Origin of the sequence: Kitasatospora sp. NPDC059160 (assembly GCF_042755465.1) — a bacterium.
Classification (GTDB): domain Bacteria; phylum Actinomycetota; class Actinomycetes; order Streptomycetales; family Streptomycetaceae; genus Kitasatospora.
The window spans coordinates 1-4,277 of the sequence record NZ_JBHZCN010000224.1; the positions used below are offsets into that span (position 1 = coordinate 1).

The 4,277-nt window shown below is 70.8% G+C and carries 4 protein-coding genes; all 4 read left to right on the forward strand.

Features of this window, described 5'->3' with window-relative positions; all coding sequences use genetic code 11:
* Positions 1 to 133 precede the first annotated feature (133 nt).
* A complete protein-coding gene (gene tsf / locus ACFXOZ_RS42160; protein ID WP_380527420.1) occupies positions 134 to 973 on the forward strand; it encodes a translation elongation factor Ts in 840 nt (279 codons plus the stop codon).
* A gap of 262 nt (positions 974 to 1,235) precedes the next feature.
* Positions 1,236 to 2,000, forward strand: a complete 765-nt coding sequence (pyrH, locus tag ACFXOZ_RS42165) for a UMP kinase (protein WP_030056790.1) — start codon at positions 1,236 to 1,238, stop codon at positions 1,998 to 2,000.
* A 96-nt stretch (positions 2,001 to 2,096) separates the two neighbouring features.
* Positions 2,097 to 2,654: a ribosome recycling factor gene (frr, locus tag ACFXOZ_RS42170; protein ID WP_360233219.1), complete on the forward strand. Its 558-nt coding sequence runs from the start codon at positions 2,097 to 2,099 to the stop codon at positions 2,652 to 2,654.
* 251 nt (positions 2,655 to 2,905) lie between these two features.
* A complete protein-coding gene (locus ACFXOZ_RS42175) occupies positions 2,906 to 4,123 on the forward strand; it encodes a phosphatidate cytidylyltransferase (RefSeq protein WP_380595335.1) in 1,218 nt (405 codons plus the stop codon).
* The last annotated feature ends 154 nt before the right edge of the window (positions 4,124 to 4,277 follow it).

Here is a 4,277-nt window from a genome sequence, read left to right on the forward strand (position 1 = left end):
TGTGTTGGTTTTTTTTTTTTTTTTATACCTCCACCCGCGCGGGGGGTGCCCCCCCCGCCCCGGGCGGTACCACACCCCTGGCCCCCCCCGCCACTCCACGCAGACACGCGAGACGCGAGAAGAGATTCACACCATGGCGAACTTCACCGCCGCGGACGTCAAGAAGCTCCGTGAGCTCACCGGCGCCGGCATGATGGACTGCAAGAAGGCCCTGGACGAGGCCGAGGGCAACGTCGAGAAGGCCGTCGAGCTCCTGCGCATCAAGGGCCAGAAGGGCGTTGCGAAGCGCGAGGGCCGTGACGCCTCCAACGGCGCCGTCGCCGCGCTGATCGCCGAGGACAAGAAGTCCGGCGTCCTGGTCGAGCTGAACTGCGAGACCGACTTCGTCGCCAAGGGTGACAACTTCGTCAAGGTCGCCGACGCGATCGCCGCCCACCTCGCCAAGAGCGCCCCGGCCGACCTGGACGCCGCCCTGGCGTCCGAGATCGAGGCCGGCAAGACCGTCCAGCAGTTCGTGGACGAGGCCAACGCGACCCTGGGCGAGAAGATCGTCCTCCGTCGCTTCGCCCAGTTCGACGGTGACGGTTTCGTCGCGGTCTACCTCCACAAGACCAGCCCCGACCTGCCGCCGGCCGTCGGCGTCCTGGTCGAGCTGGACAAGGAGAACGCCGAGGTCGCCAAGGACGTCGCGCAGCACATCGCCGCCTTCGCGCCGAAGTACCTGTCCCGCGAGGAGATCCCGGCCGAGGCCCTCGAGAACGAGCGCCGCGTCGCCGAGGCCACCGCCCGCGAGGAGGGCAAGCCCGAGGCCGCCCTGCCGAAGATCGTCGAGGGTCGCGTCACCGGCTTCGTGAAGGAGAACTCCGTCCTGGAGCAGGCCTTCGCCAAGGACAACAAGAAGACCGTCGCCAAGGTCCTCGAGGAGGCCGGCGTCTCCCTCAAGCGCTTCGCCCGCTTCCGCGTCGGCGCCTGAGCCACGTTCCACCCGGTCCCCGGCCCCTCTAGGCTGGGAACCGCCCCCGCCCACTGACCGGGGCGGGCGGATCGCCGAACGGGCTCACCCGGCGCCAGCCGTCCATGGGTGGGCCGTGTCGGCACCATGAACGACGAGGAGGCCATTGCCGTGCAGGACACCGAACCGGTTCCCGCGGCAGTGGCCTCCTCTCGTGTACGCGCAGGCCGGGCATCCGCACGCCCAGGCCTGTGAGCCAGCAGGTGCACTAAAGGAGAAGTCCATGCAGGAGACGCAGGAGACCGCGCAGGACCCCAAGGCGGGCTCGCGCCGCCGGGTGCTGCTCAAGCTGTCCGGTGAAGCCTTCGCCGGTGGTGGCGGGCTCGGCGTCGACCCGGACGTCGTGCACGCGATCGCCCGTGAGATCGCCACGGTCGTGCGCGCCGGCACCGAGGTCGCGGTGGTCATCGGCGGCGGCAACTTCTTCCGGGGTGCCGAGCTGCAGGTCCGCGGCATGGACCGGGCCCGCTCCGACTACATGGGCATGCTGGGCACCGTCATGAACTGCCTGGCGCTGCAGGACTTCCTGGTCAAGGAGGGCATCGAGACCCGGGTCCAGACCGCCATCACCATGGGCCAGGTCGCCGAGCCGTACCTGCCGCTGCGGGCCGTCCGGCACCTGGAGAAGGGCCGTGTGGTGATCTTCGGTGCCGGTATGGGCATGCCGTACTTCTCCACCGACACCACGGCCGTCCAGCGCGCGCTGGAGATCCACGCCGACGTCCTGCTGATGGGCAAGAACGGCGTGGACGGCGTCTACGACTCCGACCCCCGGACCAACCCGGACGCGGTCAAGTTCGACGCACTGGAGTACTCCGAGGTCATCGCGCGCGACCTCAAGGTCGCGGACCTCACCGCGATCACCCTGTGCAAGGACAACAACCTCCCGATGCTGGTCTTCGAACTGCTGGCGGAGGGCAATATCGCGCGTGCGGTGAAGAGTGAGAAGATCGGCACACTCATCAGCCAGGATTCTGTCCGGGCCTGAGCAGCAACCCGCCGTACGGGACGGCGTCCGCCGCGACCGGCCCCGATGCCGACACCGGTCGGGACAACAGCAGATGAACCGGACAGGGAGTTCACAGTGATCGAAGAGACCCTCCTCGAGGCCGAGGAAAAGATGGAGAAGGCCGTCGCCGTCTCCAAGGACGACCTCGCGGCCATCCGTACCGGCCGTGCGCACCCGGCGATGTTCGCCAAGATCGTCGCCGAGTACTACGGCGCCATCACGCCGATCAACCAGCTGGCCTCGTTCTCGGTGCCGGAGCCGCGCATGGCGGTCGTCTCGCCGTTCGACAAGACCGCGCTGAAGGCCATCGAGCAGGCGATCCGCGACTCCGACCTGGGCGTCAACCCCTCGAACGACGGTTCCATCATCCGAGTGGTGCTGCCGGAGCTGACCGAGGAGCGCCGCCGGGAGTTCATCAAGATCGCCCGGACCAAGGGCGAGGACGCCAAGGTCTCGATCCGCGCCGTCCGCCGCAAGGCCAAGGACGCCATCGACAAGCTGGTCAAGGACGGCGAGGTCGGCGAGGACGACGGCCGCCGCGCCGAGAAGGAGCTCGACGACACCACGGCCAAGTACGTGGCCCAGGTCGACGAGCTGCTCAAGCACAAGGAAGCCGAGCTGCTCGAGGTCTGATGAACGACGCCCCTGACGCCCCTGGCTACTGGGGCCCGTCCGACCAGCAGTTCCAGCCCTACCGCCCGGCGCCGCAGCCGCAGGCACCCCGGCCGCCGGCCAGTCCGGCGCCGGGGCACCCCGGCCACCCGGAGCCCCGGGCCGCCCACCAGGGCGGGCCGGGTGCCGTCCCGGGGGGCCAGGACCTCCGTTCGGATCACTCGCAGCAGCCTCCGGTGTACTGGGGCGGCGACGCGGAGGAGACTCAGGTCATGCCTCCCGTACCGGCCGATCCCGGCTCGCACCCCGGTGCGCCCGACCACGGGCCGGCCAACGGTGCCGCGAGCGGACCCTCCGACGGCTCCTCGAACGGCGCCGGGGACGGCTCCTCGAACGGCGCTGCGAGCGGGCCCTCGAACGGCGCCGCGAACGGCCGTGCCGAGCAGCCCGGGACGCCGCCGCCGGGCGTGACGGAGACGGTCGTGCTGCGCGCGATAACCGGCGACGCCACCCCCGCCCCCGGCCACGGCGCCCCGCCGTACCCGGGGGCTCCGGTGCATCCCGCGCCGCCGCAGCGCCACTGGGCGGCCGGGCAGCCCCCCTTCGTGCCGTCGTCCCATCCAGGGCAGGAGACACCCGTGGCCGCCCAGCCCGCCCCGCAGCCGGAGCCGCGCAAGCAGCGCGGCGGCCGTAACCTCCAGGCCGCCATAGGCGTGGGCGTCGGCCTCGGCGTGGTGATCATCGCCTCGCTGTTCGTGGTGAAGGCGCTGTTCCTGTTCGTCGTGATGGCCGCGGCCTCGGTCGGCGTCTGGGAGCTGACCAGTCGGCTGTCCGAGCGCAAGCAGATCAAGGCGCCGCTGATCCCGTTGGTCGTGGGCGGCATCGCCATGATCGCCACCGGCTACTGGGCCGGCGTCGAGTGGGCCGCGGCCTCGCTCGCGCTGACCGGGCTGGCGGTGATGGTCTGGCGGATGGCCGAGCCGCCGGAGAACTACCTGCGGGACATAACGGCCGGGGTGTTCACCGCCTTCTACGTGCCGTTCCTGGCGACCTTCGTGGCGATGATGCTGGCGGCCGACGACGGCCCCCAGCGGATCGTGCTCTTCCTGATCGTCACGATCTGCAGCGACACCGGCGCCTACGCGGTGGGCTACAAGTTCGGCCGCACCAAGCTGGCCCCGACGATCAGCCCCGGCAAGACCCGCGAGGGCCTGGCCGGCGGCATCGGCCTGTCGATGCTGGCGGGCGCCGTGCTGATGCAGCTGATCATCGACGGCGGCAGCTGGTGGCAGGGCCTGATCCTGGGCGGCTGCGCCGCGGTCACCGCGACCCTGGGCGACCTGGGCGAGTCGATGATCAAGCGCGACCTCGGGATCAAGGACATGGGCACCCTGCTGCCCGGCCACGGCGGCATCATGGACCGGCTGGACTCGCTGCTGCCGACCGCCCCGGTGGTCTGGCTGCTGCTGGCGGCCTTCGTCGGGAGCTGACCCGCCCACCGACCGTTCCGCGACGGGGGCCCCGGACGCCAGGCGTCCGGGGCCCCCCCGCGGCGGCGACACTGGTACAACCAATCCAAATCCCGGGTAACTCACCGTTTTGGGGCCGCGCGGCGCCCAGCCCCCCCCCCAACGCGCCGGCCAG

What these genes read in the sequence shown, in the direction of transcription:
- tsf (WP_380527420.1), top strand. Translation starts at nt 134, where the DNA reads ATGGCGAACTTCACCGCCGCGGACGTCAAGAAGCTCCGTGAGCTCACC.
- pyrH (WP_030056790.1), top strand. Translation starts at nt 1,236, where the DNA reads ATGCAGGAGACGCAGGAGACCGCGCAGGACCCCAAGGCGGGCTCGCGC.
- ACFXOZ_RS42175 (WP_380595335.1), top strand. Translation starts at nt 2,906, where the DNA reads ATGCCTCCCGTACCGGCCGATCCCGGCTCGCACCCCGGTGCGCCCGAC.